At 56.8% G+C, this 18590-nt stretch carries 19 protein-coding genes and 1 riboswitch; of the genes, 1 reads left to right on the top strand and 18 read right to left on the bottom strand.

Going from position 1 to position 18590, the window contains the following annotated elements; all coding sequences use genetic code 11:
* Positions 1–2: 2 nt before the first annotated feature.
* From ACR0B7_RS14400 to ACR0B7_RS14385, 4 genes are read right to left on the bottom strand one after another with little or no spacing between them, the layout of a single operon-like run.
* Positions 3–944, bottom strand: a complete 942-nt coding sequence (locus ACR0B7_RS14400; RefSeq protein ID WP_170576869.1) for an ABC transporter permease — start codon at positions 942–944, stop codon at positions 3–5.
* Positions 944–2014 carry an ABC transporter permease gene (locus ACR0B7_RS14395; protein ID WP_480681935.1) on the bottom strand — a complete coding sequence of 357 codons (1071 nt, stop codon included), beginning with the start codon at positions 2012–2014 and terminating at the stop codon, positions 944–946. Before ACR0B7_RS14395 ends, ACR0B7_RS14400 begins: the two co-directional genes overlap by 1 nt.
* Complete coding sequence (locus ACR0B7_RS14390; protein ID WP_170486174.1) at positions 2014–3531, bottom strand: ABC transporter ATP-binding protein; 1518 nt, start codon at positions 3529–3531, stop codon at positions 2014–2016. Before ACR0B7_RS14390 ends, ACR0B7_RS14395 begins: the two co-directional genes overlap by 1 nt.
* A 39-nt stretch (positions 3532–3570) precedes the next feature.
* Complete coding sequence (locus ACR0B7_RS14385; protein ID WP_170486175.1) at positions 3571–4560, bottom strand: BMP family protein; 990 nt, start codon at positions 4558–4560, stop codon at positions 3571–3573.
* 358 nt (positions 4561–4918) lie between these two features.
* Between ACR0B7_RS14385 and ACR0B7_RS14380 the strand changes: the two genes are divergently transcribed.
* Entirely contained in the window at positions 4919–6361 is a 1443-nt protein-coding gene (locus ACR0B7_RS14380) for a sugar transferase (protein WP_480681799.1), read from the top strand.
* Positions 6362–6866: 505 nt separating this feature from the next.
* Here ACR0B7_RS14380 and ACR0B7_RS14375 read toward each other — a convergent pair.
* The 14 genes from ACR0B7_RS14375 to ACR0B7_RS14310 form a co-directional block, all read right to left on the bottom strand.
* Positions 6867–7139, bottom strand: a complete 273-nt coding sequence (locus tag ACR0B7_RS14375) for a spike base protein, RCAP_Rcc01079 family (RefSeq protein WP_170486547.1) — start codon at positions 7137–7139, stop codon at positions 6867–6869.
* Positions 7140–7224: 85 nt separating this feature from the next.
* Positions 7225–7371, bottom strand: a complete 147-nt coding sequence (locus tag ACR0B7_RS14370) for a hypothetical protein (protein WP_170571199.1) — start codon at positions 7369–7371, stop codon at positions 7225–7227.
* 191 nt (positions 7372–7562) lie between these two features.
* Positions 7563–9011, bottom strand: coding sequence for a mannose-1-phosphate guanylyltransferase/mannose-6-phosphate isomerase (locus tag ACR0B7_RS14365; protein ID WP_170576866.1), 1449 nt, complete (start codon positions 9009–9011; stop codon positions 7563–7565).
* A gap of 213 nt (positions 9012–9224) precedes the next feature.
* Complete coding sequence (locus ACR0B7_RS14360; RefSeq protein WP_480681933.1) at positions 9225–9878, bottom strand: metallophosphoesterase family protein; 654 nt, start codon at positions 9876–9878, stop codon at positions 9225–9227.
* Positions 9879–10067: 189 nt separating this feature from the next.
* Positions 10068–10589, bottom strand: a complete 522-nt coding sequence (locus ACR0B7_RS14355; protein WP_480681796.1) for a hypothetical protein — start codon at positions 10587–10589, stop codon at positions 10068–10070.
* A gap of 569 nt (positions 10590–11158) precedes the next feature.
* Positions 11159–11614 carry a hypothetical protein gene (locus ACR0B7_RS14350; protein WP_170571205.1) on the bottom strand — a complete coding sequence of 152 codons (456 nt, stop codon included), beginning with the start codon at positions 11612–11614 and terminating at the stop codon, positions 11159–11161.
* The gene (locus tag ACR0B7_RS14345) at positions 11614–12885 is read right to left on the bottom strand and encodes an agmatinase family protein (protein WP_480681793.1); all 1272 of its coding nucleotides are present in this window, start codon (positions 12883–12885) and stop codon (positions 11614–11616) included. Before ACR0B7_RS14345 ends, ACR0B7_RS14350 begins: the two co-directional genes overlap by 1 nt.
* Before the next feature lie 102 nt (positions 12886–12987).
* Positions 12988–13755 (bottom strand): ABC transporter ATP-binding protein, encoded by a 768-nt coding sequence (locus ACR0B7_RS14340; RefSeq protein ID WP_170486551.1) that lies wholly within the window; start codon positions 13753–13755, stop codon positions 12988–12990.
* Positions 13752–14564, bottom strand: coding sequence for an ABC transporter permease (locus ACR0B7_RS14335; RefSeq protein WP_170571212.1), 813 nt, complete (start codon positions 14562–14564; stop codon positions 13752–13754). Before ACR0B7_RS14335 ends, ACR0B7_RS14340 begins: the two co-directional genes overlap by 4 nt.
* Before the next feature lie 64 nt (positions 14565–14628).
* The gene (locus tag ACR0B7_RS14330; RefSeq protein ID WP_480681790.1) at positions 14629–15120 is read right to left on the bottom strand and encodes a type 2 periplasmic-binding domain-containing protein; all 492 of its coding nucleotides are present in this window, start codon (positions 15118–15120) and stop codon (positions 14629–14631) included.
* Entirely contained in the window at positions 15074–15694 is a 621-nt protein-coding gene (locus ACR0B7_RS14325; RefSeq protein WP_480681788.1) for a type 2 periplasmic-binding domain-containing protein, read from the bottom strand. Before ACR0B7_RS14325 ends, ACR0B7_RS14330 begins: the two co-directional genes overlap by 47 nt.
* A gap of 91 nt (positions 15695–15785) precedes the next feature.
* Positions 15786–15894: riboswitch (guanidine-I (ykkC/yxkD leader) on the bottom strand.
* Positions 15895–16173: 279 nt separating this feature from the next.
* The gene (locus ACR0B7_RS14320; RefSeq protein ID WP_170486554.1) at positions 16174–16851 is read right to left on the bottom strand and encodes a GAP family protein; all 678 of its coding nucleotides are present in this window, start codon (positions 16849–16851) and stop codon (positions 16174–16176) included.
* A 24-nt stretch (positions 16852–16875) separates the two neighbouring features.
* On the bottom strand, positions 16876–18102 hold the full coding sequence (locus ACR0B7_RS14315) for an HlyD family secretion protein (RefSeq protein ID WP_170486555.1): 1227 nt from the start codon (positions 18100–18102) through the stop codon (positions 16876–16878).
* Entirely contained in the window at positions 18095–18499 is a 405-nt protein-coding gene (locus ACR0B7_RS14310; RefSeq protein WP_170486556.1) for a hypothetical protein, read from the bottom strand. Before ACR0B7_RS14310 ends, ACR0B7_RS14315 begins: the two co-directional genes overlap by 8 nt.
* Between the last annotated feature and the right edge of the window lie 91 nt (positions 18500–18590).

Here is an 18590-nt window from a genome sequence, read left to right as displayed (position 1 = left end):
TTTCAGCGTTGACCTTTGAACCATGGGGTAAGCAATGCCCTTGGATAATCCGCCGAGCGTGCGGCGATCACAAGGGCGATGATCGACAGGACATAGGGCACCATCAGGAAGACCTGACCGGGCACCAGCGCGCCAACCTCGGTCTGCAAGCGAACCTGTAGCGCATCGAACGCGCCGAACAGCAGCGCGCCCAGCAGCGCCTTGCCCGGACGCCAACTGGCGAAAATGACCAGTGCGATACAGACCCAGCCGCGCCCATTGACCATGCCAAAGAAAAAGGCGTCAAAGGCGCTCATGGTCAGGAAGGCTCCGCCCAGCGCCATCAGAGCAGACCCAACGACAATGGCCCCGATCCTCAGCCCATAAACCGACAGACCCTGCGCATCGACGCTGTCGGGATTGTCGCCCACGGCCTTGATCGCCACGCCCAGCGCGGTGCGGTTCAGCGCATACCAGACCACCGCAACCAGCAGCAGCGCCAGCCATGTCAGCGCCGTTTGCTGAAACAAAACAGAGCCTAAAAAGGGCAAATCGTACAGAACTGGAAGGTCCAGCGGCTGAAATGGCTCTATCCTTGGCGGTGACGACACGTTCGGCAGCGCCGTGCGATAGGTATAGTAGCTGACCGAGGTCGCAAACAACGTGATCCCCAGCCCCGAGACGTGTTGTGACAATCCCAGCGGCACTGTGAGGATCGCATGGAGCAAGCCAAAGAACGCCCCTGCCAGCGCCGCGACCAACACGCCGCCCCACAGACCCGCGCCCAGCCAGACGGCCATCCAGCCGCACATGGCACCGACAACGAAAATCCCCTCGATCCCGAGGTTCAGCACACCCGCGCGCTCACAGATCAGCGCGCCCAGTACGCCAAAGATCAGCGGTGTCGCGATGCGCAGGGACGCGGCCCAGAAGCTTTCGGACAGCAGAATGTTGAGGATATCCATCATGACGCGGCCCTCGCAGTGCTGGCCCGGACAATGCGATAGCGGGCGACAAACCCGCCGACCAACACACAGAGCAACGAGACCGAGACAACCAGATCAGCTAGAAAAGACGACACGCCCATGGCGCGGCTCATGCTGTCAGCGCCCACAAAGACCGAAGCGATGAACAGCGCGGCAATCACCACGCCCATCGGCGAAAGCCCCGCCAGCATCGCCACGACAATGCCGGTATAGCCAAAGCCGGGCGACAGATCGGCGGTCAGGTATCCTTTCAGACCCGCGACCTCGCTCACACCTGCAAGCCCTGCCAGTCCACCCGACAGGATGGCCACGCCGAACAGCGACCGGTTCACGTTGATCCCCGCATGACGCGCGGCGGCGGCGTTCTCTCCTACAGCGCGCAGTTTGAAGCCCCAGACAGAACGCGCCAGCATGAATTGGGCCAAACCCGCCAGTATTAGAGCCAGAACAAGCCCCGAATGAACCCGCATCCGCTCCATTAAAGGTGGCAGCATTCCCTGATCCAGAACCGGTGCCGATTGCGGCCAGCCCAGCCCCATCGGATCCTGCAACGGCCCTTCCAACATCATCTGGACGAAGATCAGGATGATGAAGTTCAACAATAGCGTCGTCACCACCTCATCCGCGCCAAAGCGGGTTTTCAGATAGGTCGGTGCAACCATCCCCGCCGCCCCTGCCGCTGCGCCCATCACGACGATCAGCGGTAACAGCAGGATGCCCGAGATATCCAGCACCCCCGACCCGATGGCCACCGCAGCCATCGCGCCCAGATACAACTGACCCTCGGCCCCGATATTCCACAGCTTGGCGCGAAAGGCCAAAGCCGCGGCGAGGCCGGTGAATATCAGCGGCGTGGCGCGTGTCAGCACCTCGGAAAAGGCAAAGACCGAACCGAAGACGCCCCGGAACATCTCGGCATAAGCGGCGATCGGGTTCGCACCGGCCGCCAGCAGCGGAATTGCGGCAAAGCCCAGTGCGATCACGGCCGACAGGATGGGAACGCCCAACGTAAAAGCCCGCGATTGAGTCTGACGTGGTTCAATGCGGATCATGCCGGTTCTCCTGCCATCATCAGCCCGATCTGTTCACGGTCGCGCCCCGGTGCCTCGTGCAGTTCTCCGTCGCGGATCACGACGATGCGGTCCGCAAGGCTCAGCAATTCGTCGAGATCCTCGGAAATCAGCACCACGCCCGCGCCGCGCGCCCTTGCGTTCAGCAGGCGCTTGCCCACTTCGGCTGCGGCACCCATGTCCAGACCGCGTGTCGGCTGGTTGGCCAGGATGAGGCGGGGGGAAAGGTCGAAGACACGCGCCAGAATAAGTTTCTGGATATTGCCCCCGGACAGCAGGCGCGCAGGCGCATCCACGCCCGGCCCGCGCACGTCATAGGCTTGGGACAAACGCTTGGCGTTATCTTGGATGCCTTCGCGGCGCAACAAACCGTATGACTGAACCTCGGGGTCGTTCAACCGTTCTATGACCATGTTTTCGGCCACACTCATGGCGCCGACAATGCCCTCGTGGTGGCGGTCTTCGGGGATACGGCCAACCCCTGCACGCACCATTTTGACCGGAGTGGGAGAGGTGATTTCGACCCCGTCCACCTTGATTAGACCCTGTTCCGGGCGCGCAAGACCTGCGATGACATTGGCCAGTCCGCTCTGCCCGTTGCCGGAAACCCCGGCGATCCCCAGAATTTCATGCGCGTGTACCGTCAGGTCCACCTCTGTCAGCGTATCGCGTTTGGACCGCCCCGCGACCGATACGCCCGACATGGTCAGGACCGGATCACCGGGCGTTAGGTGTGATCCGGCAAGCTCGGGCGTTTCGGCACCGACCATCATCTGCGCGATCGACTTTTCATCCGCTTCGGATGTGGCCATCTCTCCGACCTTCCGCCCATGCCGCAGAACGGCAATGCGATCCGAAAAGGCCAGAACTTCGCGCAACTTGTGACTGATAAAGATGACCGACAACCCTTCAGCGGTCATCAGGCGGATGTTTTCAAACAATGTGTCTGCTTCTTGCGGGGTCAGAACGGCGGTTGGTTCATCCAGCACCAGAATACGGGCATTGCGGTACAGCGCCTTGAGGATTTCCACCCTTTGCCTCTCGCCCACCGACAAACGGCCAACCGGCGTATCAAGGGGGGCAGACAGGCCGCTTTGCGCCATGATGCCTTCGATCCTTCGCCGTGCTGCGCGTCGGTTGCGGCGCAGGGAAAGCAGGGGTTCCGATCCCAAGGTTATGTTGTCGAGGGCCGAGATATTCTCGGCCAGTGTAAAATGCTGGTGCACCATACCCACGCCCGAGGCCAGCGCCACCTGCGGGTGGCCCAGCGGCAGAGGATGCAACACCCCGCCTTCGTCTGCGACTTCGATCGAGCCTGAATCGGGCAGGTAATGCCCGAACAGCATATTCATCAGCGTGGTCTTGCCCGCGCCGTTTTCGCCCAGCAACGCCAGAACCTCGCCTTTGTTCAGGGTCAGGCTGACATTGTCATTGGCGATGACCGGGCCGAAATGCTTGCTCAACCCGTTGAGTTTCAGAACCGTGGAATCCGTCATTGGAGATACGGGCCGGTTTTGAGGCCGGCCCGAACGCGATCAGTTGTCCGAAACCGGCCGGTCGTCATTCACGTTGACGCGGAACAGCCCGTCCATAATCTCGGCTTGTCGTGCGTTTACCGCTTCGACCACCTCGGCGGGCACCAGTTCTTCATCCAGAACCATGGAACCGCCGCCATATCCCATAAAGCTGTACTGGCCGTAATCCGCGGCCTCGAACGACCCGCCGGCGACATTGGCAATGGCCTTGTCGATGGTGGGCTCCATGTGCCACAGGGCCGACGCCATGATCGTACCCGGATAGTCACCCGACGTGTCGATCACGTTACCCACGGCTTTGACGCCACGCTCCACTGCCGCGTCCGATACACCAAAGCGTTCAGCATACATGATGTCCGCACCTGCATCCATCATTGCAATCGCGCTTTCCTTGGCCTTGGGCGGGTCATACCAGCTGTCGATGAAGGTCACGAGGAATTTGACATCCGGGTTCACCTCGCGCGCGCCATCCATGAAGGCATTCATCAACCGGTTCACCTCGGGGATGGCGTAGCCGCCGACCATACCAATGACATTCGATTCCGTCGCCGCACCAGCGACCATACCGGTCAGGTAGGACGGTTCGTGAATCCAGTTGTCAAAGACCGAGAAGTTCGGACCAACCGGTCCAAAGGACGAGCCCATCAGGAACGCCGTATCCGGGTAATCCTTGGCCACCTTGCGCGCGGCGCGCTCCAGCCCAAACACTTCGCCCACGATCAACTGCGATCCCTGTTCGGCATATTCACGCATCACGCGCTCATAGTCGGTGTTCGCCACATTCTCGGAAAAGACGTATTCGATGTCGCCCCTCTCAGCCGCCGTATTGAGCGCCTTGTGGATACGGCTGATCCATTGCTGTTCCACGGGCAGCGTATAAATCGCAGCAACCTTGACCGTTTCAGCCGCAGCCACGCCGACAGAGTATATCGTTGACGCCGCCGCAACAGCGGCAAGCAACAGTCTTCTTGTCATGTTATTTTGGGCCATCACACTCTCCTGTTTTGAGGGATGGCAGCATTTTTTTACTGTTCAGTCAATTTTTTCGACCATCCGGCGATGGACAAGACAGCACTGTGGTCATTTTTTGCGCAGGAATCGTAGCCCACATGCCAGAAAGCCAAACCGCTTTGAGTTTACCTAGCGGCAAGTCGCGTCATATCGATCTGTATAAACGGAGAATCTCCTTAAAAGTGTAATATTACCTTGCGTAAACATTTCCTCTTGCCGCTAATTCACGGTCCTCGCCCAACAATTGAACAGGTGCCAAAAAAATTCACCGAAAATTCACTTTTGATCTTAAATTTTTAAAATTCAAAGTTTAACAGGACTCTAGTCATTCTGCTTAATGCTGCATTACCGGCAGCCAAGGGTTTTAGGTTTTTCCAGTATGCTAGATTTTTCATATGCATTCCGCCCCCGTGTCCACACGACAACATCTTCTCAGACTGTCACAACCCCAACAGGTATCTATGCCGGCGTAGGCAAAAGACTTTTTGACGTGGGTTTTGCCCTTCTTCTGCTGCCGGTTCTCATGCCAGTCATTTTTGTATTGTGGTGCCTGGTCCGCAGAGACGGCGGCCCTGGCTTTTTTGGGCATACTCGTATCGGGAAAGATGGCAAACCTTTCAAATGTTGGAAGATTCGCAGCATGGTTGTCGATGCAGAGGACAAACTGCAAGCCTATCTCGACGCCAATCCAGATGCCGCGGATGAGTGGGCGCGTGACCACAAGCTGACAAATGATCCCCGCATCAACCGCCTTGGTGACGTGCTCAGGAAAACCAGCCTCGACGAGCTTCCGCAAATCTGGAACCTGCTGGCCGCCCAGAACAGCCGCAACGGTTACACCGTGCAAGACGACGGGTCGATCAACATCCCCGACGTCGGCCGCGTCAGGCTGGTTGGCCTGACCGTGGATGAGGCAGAGGCGCTGCTGTTCCAGCGTCTGGTCGAAAACCAGATCGACCCGACTTTCAGCCTTGAGATTGCCGAGTTCAATTCCCGCCGCGTCTCGGTCGGGGGTGCGGTCGGTCAGCCGGGCGTGCAACCGATCACCCTTACGCAACTGACGCTGAACGAGGCTCTGTCTGCGGCCGGATCGGTCTCGGTCAGCGATATCGACAACAGCTCGGTGCGGATTTACCGCGATGGCCGCATGTATCAGATCCCGATGGAGGACCTGTACACCCGCACCGATCTGCAGAACCTGAACCTGATCGCAGATGACTCGGTTTTTGTGGATACCGACTATGACCTGGACCGCGCCGAGCGCTACTTTGCCCAGCAAATCCAACTGCGTGAAACCGTTTTGGAAGGGCGTCAAACCGCGTTGCAGGAACTGTCGACCGCCGTCAATCTGCGCCGGGACGATCTGGACGAACGCCGTGACAACTTCATCCAATCGATTGAGCTGGACGCCGTGGATCGCGACTATGTCTATCTCAGCGGCGAGGTGAGAAGTCAGGGCCGGTACGCGCTGCCGTTCGGCCACACCGCGACACTGGCGGATGCTTTGTTTGATACCGGCGGCGGGATCGCAAAAGAAACCGGCGACGCATCCGAGGTCTATGTCCTGCGTGCCTCGCAGAATGCCCGCGAATTCGGCGCTGTAACCGCCTGGCACCTTGATATCCGCAACGCCGCGCAACTGACGATGGCGGCACAGTTTGAGCTGCGCAACAACGACATCATCTTCATCGCAGAAAACCCTGTCACGCGTTGGGGCCGTACCATCAGCCAGATTACGCCTTCGCTGATCACCACACCTCTGGTCGCAGCGATAAACTAAGCGGCGCAACGCCGCCCATACCCAACGGTTTCTACGCCTGTCGCACTTCCTTCTGGCGCGGCCCTTTCGTGGTGACCCAAGCAGATCGCAACCGGTTGGCTATTTTGAACGGACGGAATGAATAGAAGAATGGCACTAAATATGTGGAAGGCTGATTTAGTTTTTGTCATTGCCGCTGGCTTTGACGCTGTCGCCGTTTAAGTCGGCGGCGGCAGCCTTCGCTTGAGTATCGTGGTAGTGTTGGGCTTAGTCGTCTCGTCTGCGTGCCCAAAACGCATCGAGACCGGTGCCAAACGCGTGGTCGCACCTCAGCATTCTGCGGCAACGGTCTCCAATGCTCGCGACGCATTCATCCGTAGCGCCGAAAATCGCCGCGCAAAGCTCAGGGGCGAACCAAGCCCGACAGACGCGCCGGACCACCGGTAGACCTGCCGCTCGAAATCAAGCGACAGGGGCCGCAGCGGGTCTCCTACGGGAAGGATGCGATGTCATGGAAACATCCCGATCAGCTTTGCGCGAGCACCATTGCGTGGATGCCTGCCGCTGTCGTGCCAGTAGTGTGCACGCGCAGTACACCAACGGGCAGGATCGAGAAATCCGCCACATCGACTGTGCGCGTCTGCCCGCGAACGCTAGTCAACACAACGGTGCCGCCCGTTTCGACATACAGCCCGATGGCCGCGTCCGGCAGGTCTGTGGTGTCGGATGGCGTGACCGGTACAATGTCGCGCGCGGGACCGGACAGGCTGGATACGTGGCTGGAGAAGGGGTTCGTCATGGTTCAGATCTCGCTGTTCTATTCAATCAGCGGGACACTAGGAAAAACCGATTAACGACCTTAAAGCACTGCGTGCGTTGCTAGTTCAGACATAATGTAGCGTTGGGGCGGCCAAGCCCGACATCTTTTCCTCGAAAGCGGGCGTATCGAAGCCCTGCATAAGCACGCGCACGTCCTGCGGCAAACCAATCAGCGACGGGTCTGCTTCAAACCTGTCGATTGCGGCATTCAATGCTTCGCAGGGGATGATCCCTGAAGCCCCCTCAGCGGGGAAGATCAGGACGCGGGATAATCCCCTTTGCAGGTTCGGAGTCTCTGGACGCGGTCAAATCGAACTCCTGCATGTCCAAAACGCCTCAAGCACCTTTTCATCGCGGCGCACACCGACAAGCCAATAATGAACAATCGCTATTTTCACATGGTTCAGCCCTTTGCGCCCTGGCCGCGCGCGTATTTGTCTTCGTACCGAACGATGTCGTCCTCGCCTACATACACGCCTGTTTGCACTTCGATCAGGACCATCGGCACTTTGCCCGGGTTCTCCATGCGGTGGACGGCACCTAACGGGATATAGACAGACTGATTTTCCGTCACCAACTGATCGGTGTCGTCGATGATGACGCGCGCCGTGCCTTCGACCACGATCCAATGTTCGGACCGGTGAAAATGGCTTTGCAGGCTGAGGGACGCCCCCGGATGCACGCAAATCCGCTTTACCTGAAAGCGATCGCCAACAACAAGGCTCTCGAACCATCCCCAAGGCCGGTGATCTTTCGGAAATGCGGTGGCCTGAGGAACGTCTTTCTTCTTCAGCGCAGACACGGCTTGTTTAACGTCCTGAGCCCGCGACGCGTCCGCAACCAGAACCGCATCGTTCATCGCAACCGCAATGATATTGTCCAGACCGATACCCACGATTTCAAGCTGTTCGCTGTCCGACCGCAAAAGCGTATTCTGGCAATCAATCGCTGTGGCACCGTCACTTGTGACGACGCCCTGCTCGTCTGGTCCGCTCTCGCGCCAGACCGCGTCCCAGCCGCCCAAGTCGGACCAGGCCGAGTCAAACGGAACCACGGATAGGTTATCGGCTTTTTCCATCACCGCGTAGTCGATCGAAATGTCCTTGGCCTTTTGCCAATGATCCGGGTTCAAACGCAGAAAGCCCAGATCGGGCGTTGCGGTGTCGACCGAAGCCTGGACAGGCTCAATCAACTCAGGGGCATGCTGTCGGAATGCCGCGATGATGTCGGCGGCGCGGAACAGGAAGATACCGGCGTTCCATTTGAAATTCCCGGCGGCAAGCATCTCGGTCGCGCAGGCCAAGTCCGGTTTTTCCACAAACTGTTTCAGCGGAACCGGTGATCCGTCGCTATCCGGCGCCGAGGCCAGTTCCAGATACCCATAGGCAGTCTCCGCGTGTGTCGGAGTAATGCCAAACGTCACCAGCTGACCGTTTGCCACCGCGTCCAATCCACGGGCAACCGCGGCCTGAAACGCGTCGGAATCTGGCACAACATGATCGGACGGAGCAACCAGAAGGATCGCATTCTCGTCTTCGCCAAATGCCTGAATCGCAGCGGCCAGAACTGCAGGCGCAGTATTGCGACCTTCCGGTTCGATCAGGATTTTTCCCGGATCTATGCCAATAGATTGCAGTTGTTCCGCAATGATGAATCGATAGTCCGAATTGGTAAGCACAACAGGCGCCGCAAACTGCAATTTTGCGGTTTTCCCGGACAGACGCCGCGCCGACGCCTGAAAAAGGGTTTCCTCACCAACAAGAGGAACGAATTGTTTTGGATAGCTTTTCCGGGACAAGGGCCAGAGGCGCGTACCGGAACCACCACAGAGAAGGACAGGTGATATCAACATAAAAAGCCCGAAATCTGATCTACTTAGCGTGGTCCTATAAAAGGAGCCTCACGCTGACAAGAGTTTGGACCGGCAGCTCCGAGAAAGAATTATAGGCTGCGCATAGCAAAGTCGAACACCCCCTTTTTTGCGCAAAATCTGATTTGTACAATGGCGCAGTCCGGTAAGGCCTCCCAAACGACCTGCGAACGCGCGGCGCGACCATGTCAGAGCTCAGGGACGCGCAGACATGAACTTGGGTTCTGTCCCATCAAGGCATACAGCAGTCAGAACACCTGTCGCGAAAGCGCCGGTGTCGATGGCAATACGACCACGAACAGCGCTTGGTTCTTTCACGATCGTATGGCCATGAACGACCCATACTCCGTCATTTCGGTCGGTGGTTGGGAATGACGGATGCCCCCAAATCAAAGTGTCTGCAGATTGCTGATCGGGCAGTTCCTTTGGGTCGGCCCCTGCATGAGTTACAAGCACATTGCCAGACAGTTTATAGTTAACCAGACCTTTCAACCACGAACACAGGCCTTGGCCCATGACATCCTGCAACTTGTCGCGACAGTCTTGCAGTTCGTCCTTGTTCATTTCCGCTCGCACGCCACGCACGCCGAATGACGCCAAAGTCTGCAACCCACCATACCGCAGCCAGCGCGGTCCGTGACTTTCAGGGTCTTTCAGAAATTTCAGCAGCATTTCTTCGTGATTTCCCATCAGGCAGGTGAAATCAGGACGTCCCTTAATCAGTTGCAGCACTTCGGCACTGTTCTCTCCGCGATCGACATAGTCCCCGACCAGAACGACCCGATGATCCTGCGGGATTTTGTCCAGCAGTTTTTCCAACTGCACAACGCAGCCGTGAACGTCTCCGATGACACAAATTGGACTTTCGGGTTCGGGGTTTGAAAAGGTCGCGGACCGGCTGAACCTCTGGATCAGGGAAGAAAAGATGATAGGACAGCTCCGTCTCGAACAGTTTGGGCAAACACTGAAGGTCAGTTCAATCGCATGTGGATTGGAGTTTGATAAAACTGTCCGTCAGCCTGGGCAAGTCAACGCCAATCACGCAGTTCTGCAAGGCGCAATCCCCATACGAATTATTTCGGCCCCCTTGATTTTATACACGCCCGAAATGCGATTGCGCCCTTTGTTCATGAACCAGGACTTCAACGGCTCGGGGTAAAAGTCAGCCATCACCTTGCTGAAATAGTCGAAATCCTCTTGCGACAGTCGGCGACCGCTTTGCGATGGCCCGTGGAAACCAAACGTGGTTTCAGGATCGACACATGTGTCGGGCAAACCAAGAAACATTGTACACGTAGAAAAGCAAACGCGTCCGCGAATTTCGACCGATACCCTGTTTCGCTGCAGGTTCTCCAATTCTATCAGCCGGTCATGCAGGTACCCTCCTCGGTCGTTGCCGACTACATAGGGCTTCTGGACATCGGCCAACCCCTGAAAAGCTGAGCCAAGAAAAAGAAAACAAACAGCAGGAAGAAGCGCCAGATTTTGAACTGCGCGCCGGACAGACGATCCGAGTTTACTCTCAGGATTAACAGGTGGTTTCGCACACAGGTTCAGCATCGCAATGTCTCCGTTCCAGATTGGTATGGATCGGAACTAGAAAGGCGCGACGCCTTGCTTGCGTGCTGTCAGTGTCAATTTTATGCCTTAAATCAACGATTTAAGGTTCATTTATCCCAAATTTTCTCGAGTCACAGGAGGCGAGGCGTTGTTCAAAAGACCAGGCTCGGCTTTCTACGACGTTGCGCAATTACACGCAGCGCCCTGTGACATCTGCCTGTTTCCACCCAAGGATGGCTCTGCTCGACCAAAGACGGCACTGAGATCCAAACACGTTGACTGGGCTTACATATGAACAATCATAATGACCGAAAAGCCGCCAAAATGCAAAGGATTACAGCCTGATACCGAATAATGCCAGGACGCCGGAAGTTCGATCCGTGGCGCAGCATCAAAACTCTGCGCCACGGCTCAGGTCTATTTTTTGAACCCAACGGCGAGCAAAACAGCGGCTCCGATTGCTGCAACCGCTACGAAAAATTCTGCGCCGTGTGTGTGAAACGACGTGTCAGTATGTGCAAAAGCCGGGGTTGCTGCACCCCAAACCGCAAGCGTCAAGAGTTTCACTTTCATCTTTCAATTTCCTGCTTTCGCTGATGAAGAAAGTCGCGGATATCCAGAACGGATTTTTCATCCATCGAGACATAGACAAGCGACATATTGGTGCGTTCCTGAACCATCTGACCCGGGAAAGGCAGATAGCTGAGTTCACGGGAACCAAATGACGGTGAGGCCGTGCCCACCTGCCAATCGGTTTTCAGCTCGACGTCAATCAGCTTCAACGCCGTTGCCCCGCCTGCCCCCGGCCTCTCAAACGGCACGCCCGCCAGCTTCAGATAACTTGTCTTGTCAGCGGCCTGCAAAAACCCGTCAATAAACTGGGTTGCCAGAACCTGCAGGTCGGCCGCTTCGTCTTCGTGATGCATATGGCTGTGCAGGTGGTCCCCATGCGCGTGGTTATGACCATGCCCGTGGTGGGCATGGTCGTGATCGTGGTGGTGATGGTGCGAATGATCGTGCGGCATTACGAACCTACCTTGTGCGGTTTGCCATTTGACCATCGTTTGCCTTCAAATTCGCCATGAGGCGTTTTCACAGGTTTATCGATGAACTTTTTGTGGGCACCCAACTTGCCGTTTGACACCAACGCGCCAAGCACGTCGACAATCACCCGCGTACCCATCAGTGCCGTTATGTCGGACGTGTCATAGGGCGGTGACACTTCAACCAGCTCAAGACCGCAGATTCCTTCGGCCGCAATACCCGAAGCCAGCGCCAATGCTTCACGCGGTAGGAAACCGCCAGGTTCGGGCCAGCCTGTTCCGGGGACAAAACCACAGTCGATGCTGTCGATGTCAAATGACATATAAACCATGTCCACGTCTTTCCAGGCCATCTCAAGCGCCATTTCGATGGTCTTGTCGACGCCCATTTTTTCCATATCGCCCATGGTGATGATGTTGGTGTTGCGCTCTCGCGCGACCTTCACGGCTTCGCGTGGAACTTGCCAGCCTCCGATCCCGATTTGTACGAGGTTGGTCGCCGGAACGTTGGGAAGGTTGGTCGAATGAAACCACGGCGTTGTGTGCATCCGCTCATCCAGGTCTTTTTCCTGTATGTCGGCATGTCGGTCAAAATGAACGATTCCGATCTTTTTTGACGTGCATTCCGCGATGCCGCGCACACAAGGAAAGCCGATGGAATGGTCGCCGCCGATCATGATCGGAAGTGAGCCCGAGCTGAACACGTGGCTGACCGCCCGGCTTATCTGATCGAAACTCTTTTCAATATTGGCAGGGATCGTGAAAACATCACCGGCATCACAGAGAGTCATCTGTTCGCGAAGGTCGACGCCAATTTCGTAGTTGTAGGGCGTGTACAGCGCGGAAATCTTGCGAACCCCCTGAGGACCGAACCGGGTTCCTGGGCGGTAGGTGGTGCCGCCGTCAAACGGAATCCCAAGGACCGTGGCATCATAGTCCGCGACCTCCAGAACATCCTCGGCATACGGAGCTTTCAGAAAAGTGTTGATCCCTGCAAAGTGAGGCAGTTCACCTCGTGCAAATGTCGGGATCGACTTGTCTTCGATGCTGTCTGCTCCGGTAAGACCCATACGCAGCGCCCATTGGCGTTCTTCCTCCATTCGGCCTTCCGGCAGGTCAGCCTCCAAATGCATCGCTTTCCAGCCCGCCAATTTGCTGAGGTCTGGATGGTGATGACGCTGCTCACGCAGTGCAATGCGGTCGCGCTGGTCACGCGGGTGGTGCGACCGGCTGCGCTTGAGATCCGAAAACACGTAGTTGTCTCCTAATCAATGTCCCGTCGAATTTGGCCGGGACGCTTCCGAGCTTTGGTGAACACAACATGCGGAGCCCGGGAGCGCATGCCGTGCAAGGGGTCATGCGGCAGCCAAAGACGGATATTGGTCAAGCAGATCCTGAAACGGCATTCCGCCGTTGCGCGCATCGAAATCATAGGTGAGCGTTGCCCCGAAAAGACCCGGGTCCTGTGGATCCCAGCGCGGTTTATCGAACACCAGAACGCGGTCACCCAGCTTGAACCCTTCGTCCAGATCGTGGGTGACCATGAAAACGGTCATGTTGGTTTCCTCACGCAGCTCCAAAAGGAACTCATGCATTTGAAGCCGCGTTCCCGGATCGAGCGCTCCGAATGGTTCGTCCAGCAACAGAATGCGTGGTTTTGCGGCCATCGCCTGCCCAATCGCCAACCGTTGCTGCATACCGCCCGACAAAGAGGACGGGTATTGATGGGACACGTGATTTAACCCAATCCGCTCCAGCATCTCGTCAGCGCGATTTTCGGCTTCCTTGCGGTGTGATCCGACCAAACGACCAAACCGGGTACGAAACCCTTCACCGGCGATCAGGTTTTCGCGAACCGACAAATGTGGAAAAACGGAATAGCGTTGAAAGACCACACCGCGCTCAAGGTTGGGTTCTCTGGCGGTTGGGCCGCCATCGATGCTTATCTCGCCACGATAGGGGCGTTCTTCTGCAAGTAGCATGCGCAGAAACGTGGATTTCCCACAGCCAGACGCGCCGACGATAGAGATGAATTCGCCTTCATCGACCGTGACGTTCACACGCTCCAAGATCGAGCGACTACCGTATTTCTGCCAGACATTTCTTACACTTACAAAGCTCACAGACCTGCCTCCATCCACGGAAATGCGCGGCGGGACAGGGTTTTGAGCAACCAGTCTATCGTAAATGCCAGCACCGTGATCCAGATCACGTAGGTCAGAATGACATCCATCGCGAGGTACCGGCGGACGAGGAAAATCCGGTAGCCAAGGCCCACATTGGACGCAACCGCCTCGGCCGCGATTAAGAACAGCCATGCCGACCCAAGCGACAGCCGAACGTTTGAGATGAGCCTCGGCAGTATTTGCGGCAAGGCCACACGCAGGGCAATCACCCCGCTGGAGGCACCCAGCGTCTGCGCCTTGACGATTTGCTCTTTCGGGATTTCCATGACCCGCTGCGCCAGGTCGCGGGTCATAAAGGGCGTAATGCCAATGACGATCAACGCGACCTTGGAAACTTCACCCAACCCGAACACGATGAACAAAATCGGCAAAAGAGCAAGCGGCGGCACCATGGACAGCACAGCAATGAAGCCTGAGAGAAACGACCGCGCATACGGCAAAAGCCCAATGGCCAAACCAAGAACCAAGGACAGCATGGCCGCGATGACTACGCCGCCAAGCAGACGGGCAAGGCTTGCGGCCGTGTCGCTCCACAAGAGTATTTCTCGCGACCGGCGATCCGGTTCGGTAAAGAGTCGCTCCGCGGTTTCCGCAATCGTCGTCAGGGCCGGAAGAAGTTTATCCTGCGGGTTGGCCTGCAACCGAATGTCCGAAGCGATGTAGTAGCTCAGGATAACCGCGACAAAAGGAAGGGCGGCGATGAAAATGCCCGCAGGCTTTCCGGGAATCGTGTTTATCAGTCGCATGCGTGCCGCTCCTTGACTGCCAAAACATGGGGTGAAGCCCGCTGGCTTCACCCTGTCCGTTCATTTACAGGGCGCCATCCGCAGCCATCTGCATATACGTCGTGTCGAACCGGAATTTGACGTTTTCCGAACTGCCGGAGACGGAGCCGTCCGGATACTCGATGCCGACGAAATCAGCGCTTGGCGCGCCCTCGCCAAGAATGCCTTTCTCAAAAAGGAACTCGGCCACATTCGTCATGGTTTTCGGAAGATCGCCCGCGCTTGCCTGAGCTACAGCGTCAGCAGGGTCAAAGAACAACTCGGTTGACGCCATCTGCGCCTTGTAGCCAGCAAGATCCGTACCGGACGCCTCGGCCATCGCGGTCAGCGCTTCCTCGTCGCCAGCGGCCATAAGCGCCATGACCTCATACCAGGCACCGGCGACCGCTTTGCCGAAATTCGGATTGTCGGCCAGGGTTTCAGTGTTCACGACCATCAGATCCAGGATTTCTCCGGGGATCATCGAACTGTCAAAAAGGTTCACAGCGTCGGAACTGGTATCGAGGATTTCCGACACCAGCGGGTTCCGTGACCACTGCCTCAACATCCGGTGTTGCATAGGCCGCGATCATGTCGGCGTCAGAGGTGTTGATCACGGCATCCAGATCGTACTCCTCCAACCCGACGCTATCGAGGCCACGCGCAAGCAGGTAATGCGACACCGACAACTCAACGAGGTTGACCGGCTTGCCCTTCAGCTCTGACAGGCTAGTGACCCCTTTGCCAATGACCGCATCGTTGCCGTTTGAATAATCACCGACGATCAATGCTGTGGTATCGACACCGCCGCCGGAGGGAATGGAAAGCGTGTCCATGTTCGTGGCGGATACACCGTCAAACGCCCCGGCAGTGTATTGGTTGATGGACTCGAAATAGTCATTGAACTGCACGATCTCGACATCAATGCCGTATTTGTCCGCCCACTTGTCCATGATCCCGCTGTCTTCAAGATAACCCCACGGCATCCAGCCGACGTAGATCGACCAGGCGAGTTTGAATTCGGTCTTTTCTGCAGCAGCCACAGGTGCGGACGCTCCTGCCAATACACCCAGCGCAAGGGCGGTTGCGGACATTAGTTTTGAGATATTCATGTCTTTCCCCGTTGTTGCGTCCCGCCGAGGTCTTCGGTTTTGGGTCCGCTGGCGGAACAAAGAGATCGGGCGCGAACAAACCTGCGCAGTAATCTCCCGGGATTTTGCCCCGCCGTGTGCCTCGCCGGAGTTTGCCGGCTAGGTGACGCTTCTCGGACCTGACCCGCTGAAATGGCGGCGGAACCCTAAGCGTCCTGCGCCTTCAGCAAAGCTCAAGGCGTTGTGACAGGGCAAGTTAAGGCCAGCTTCATTTCCGTCCTCACATCGCTTTAGCCAAAAATGCACCGTTTTTTTGTACCGGTGCTTAATAAAAGGGCTGGAAGCGGCCTGTTTTCGTGCAAAACAGCGTGCTTGTACGGGCGCGCCGTTCGCAACAAGACAGGTCCGCCCTGCCCCTGTGCTGTAATGCGTGCGTCCTAAAGGCGCTTTTGTCCGCATGGTTCCGTATCGCTCCGGCAAAAGACTGAAACACGCGTCACTTAATATTCTGCCTGCAAGTCCGCGACCGCGTTTGCGAACACGACGCCGCCGAGGACAACCAGCACCGCAATGACAATCCAGCCGCTATACTTTGCCATGGCGTCGTTTAACCGGATCAGGGCAGGTTCCGCCCGCACGCCGAAAAATAGCGACAAAATCCAAGGGCTAGCCAAACCCATGCTGGACACGACAACAAATCCCAGCACTGCCCCGATCTGCTCGACCGGAGCGTATGTTGCTGCGGCTATGGTCAGCGCACCAGATATGAACAAGGCTGCGTTCTTGGGGTTGAGGGCCGCCAGAGCAACGCCAAGCCCAAACGTCCTGATTGGTTGCATCCGCTCTAGAACACGCATCCATTTTGGAGGCGCGTTTTCGTCCGAATTATATTTTAGGCTCAGTTTGCGCAGGGCCAAAGCAACCAAACCCAGCCCCAGAAACAGACGAACCCACACGACCCAAACAGATGGTGCCTGCTGACCCGGTGTGCTCAGGTCCGACATTGCAATGGCGGCAATCCCGATGGTGAGTGCACCGACGATCCAACCGCAAAGAAACGCGGTATAAGCTTTTTGCTCGGGCCGTCGGCTTAATAACAAAGAGACGCTGACCAGTGGCAACGAAGCAAGCAGTATACCCACCGCGATTGGCATTGCTTTGATAAACGCAGTCAGCATGTGCTTCTCCGCCAGAGACAGACATCAGGAAAAGACCAGCACCTTTACTGGCAACAAGATCGCTTGCGCTCGGAGCACGATGGCGTTGGCAATCCCCATGCCGTCCACAATCCGTGCGATAAATGCTGAAAACCCGGTGATCTCACCGGCATCGATTTCCTTGGCGCGACTTGTGTAGGCGACGCCAACGCACGCACTGCCCGGCGGAATACCTTCCAGGTGCTTTGGGAAGATCGGCGCAAGGAAAACAGTCACCGTTCCCGGTCGGGCACGGTCCTGCTGATCCAAAAGCGCATCCCCCGGCCGGAATTGGCCCGCGGCAATGGCGTCCTGCACCTCGTCAACGAACATTGGCACAACAGTCAGCGGCTTGGACGCGCAGGTGATTTCCACAAGCATTCCGGGTTTAAGAACATTCACCGAAATCTGCCCGAAAGCCGCAACAAACCGTCCCTGCCCCGTGACGTCGGGAACCAGAATTCCCGCAGGGCGCAGGATCGGATTTACGATGTCGCCAGGTTTCAAAAGAAATTGCGTTACTGTTCCGTCCACTTCGGCGAACACTGTAGACTTCGCGATTTCATTCTCTGCCTCCCTCACGACGGCGAGGGCACTTTCTTTCTGAGCGGGAAGCAGAGTGGTCTGCCGCAGCTTGGCACCATCAAGGGCCGCAATCGCGGCAGTACGCTGGCTTTCTGCACTGGATACGTCAGTCTGCAGACGCTCCAGTTCCTGCTCGCTTACGACTGTGTCGTTTCGCTCGGCAAGGGACAGTCGTCTCTGCAGATCGTTCGCAGCCTGACTCAGATCGGCCTCGGCCGCCTCGACCCTCGCTTCTGCGGCGGCAATTTCCGTCACGATCAGACCCAGCGCGGCGTCGATTTCGTTGATGCGGCTCTGCGCGGTTTCCACAGCAGCTTCTTGCCGCGTGGTATCCAGCCTGAAAATAGCATCGCCCGCTTTCACGGCTTCGTTGTTGGCGACGTAAACTTCGGCGACCCGGCCGCCCCTGTCCGACAGGATCGTGACGGTGCGAAAAATTGCGGAAACGTTGCGCGTCGACGGATGAAAGTAAAATATGACGGTGATTAAGGTAACGGCCAAAATTGCGCAGGCGGTCAACCCCCAGCGCAGCTCGTACCAGACATTGAAAAGCGTAATTTCATGACCCCACCGCTTACCCTGTTTGTATCTGCGATAGAGAAAGTCAGGAACAATAGTGATCAGGGCGGAAAATATCAGTTCAAGCATCGGTGCGCTCCGGGCCGTTCACCTCTGGCTTTAGGGGAAAGATTTCATGCAAGGGCACGGCGGCTATCAAGATTGCCGCGATCCAAAAAGCGTTGTTCAAAGTGAAAAGAGAGATCAACCCAAGCACCCCAACAAGCTGCATTTGCACCTTGTGGGCACCCGCCGCCATACGATCCGGAATAGCCTGCACAGTGAAATAGAGCGCGCCAAAACCCAGCAGAACGACAACAAGACACAATCCTACCACGATCAGGAACCCATCTGTCTCGCCGGGCGCAGTCACCCAAAATGGAAGCCGTGACATCGCTTCGTCAGAGATAGAGCTGTTCACAAGAACCTCCTGTTTCTTGACGAACCCCTCCAAGGATAGACGAATGAAATCAAAAAGATCAATCATGTGCAAAGTCGCCAAATCCAAGTGGAAGGGCTTCCAGTCGCAATTGTCTTGACCAAATTTCAGTGCAGCCCGTCACCCTATGTGACGACAA

This window comes from Ruegeria sp. BB6 (genome assembly GCF_056539385.1).
Note: the sequence above shows the minus strand (reverse complement) of the source record. Positions and strands in the feature narration are given on the sequence as shown.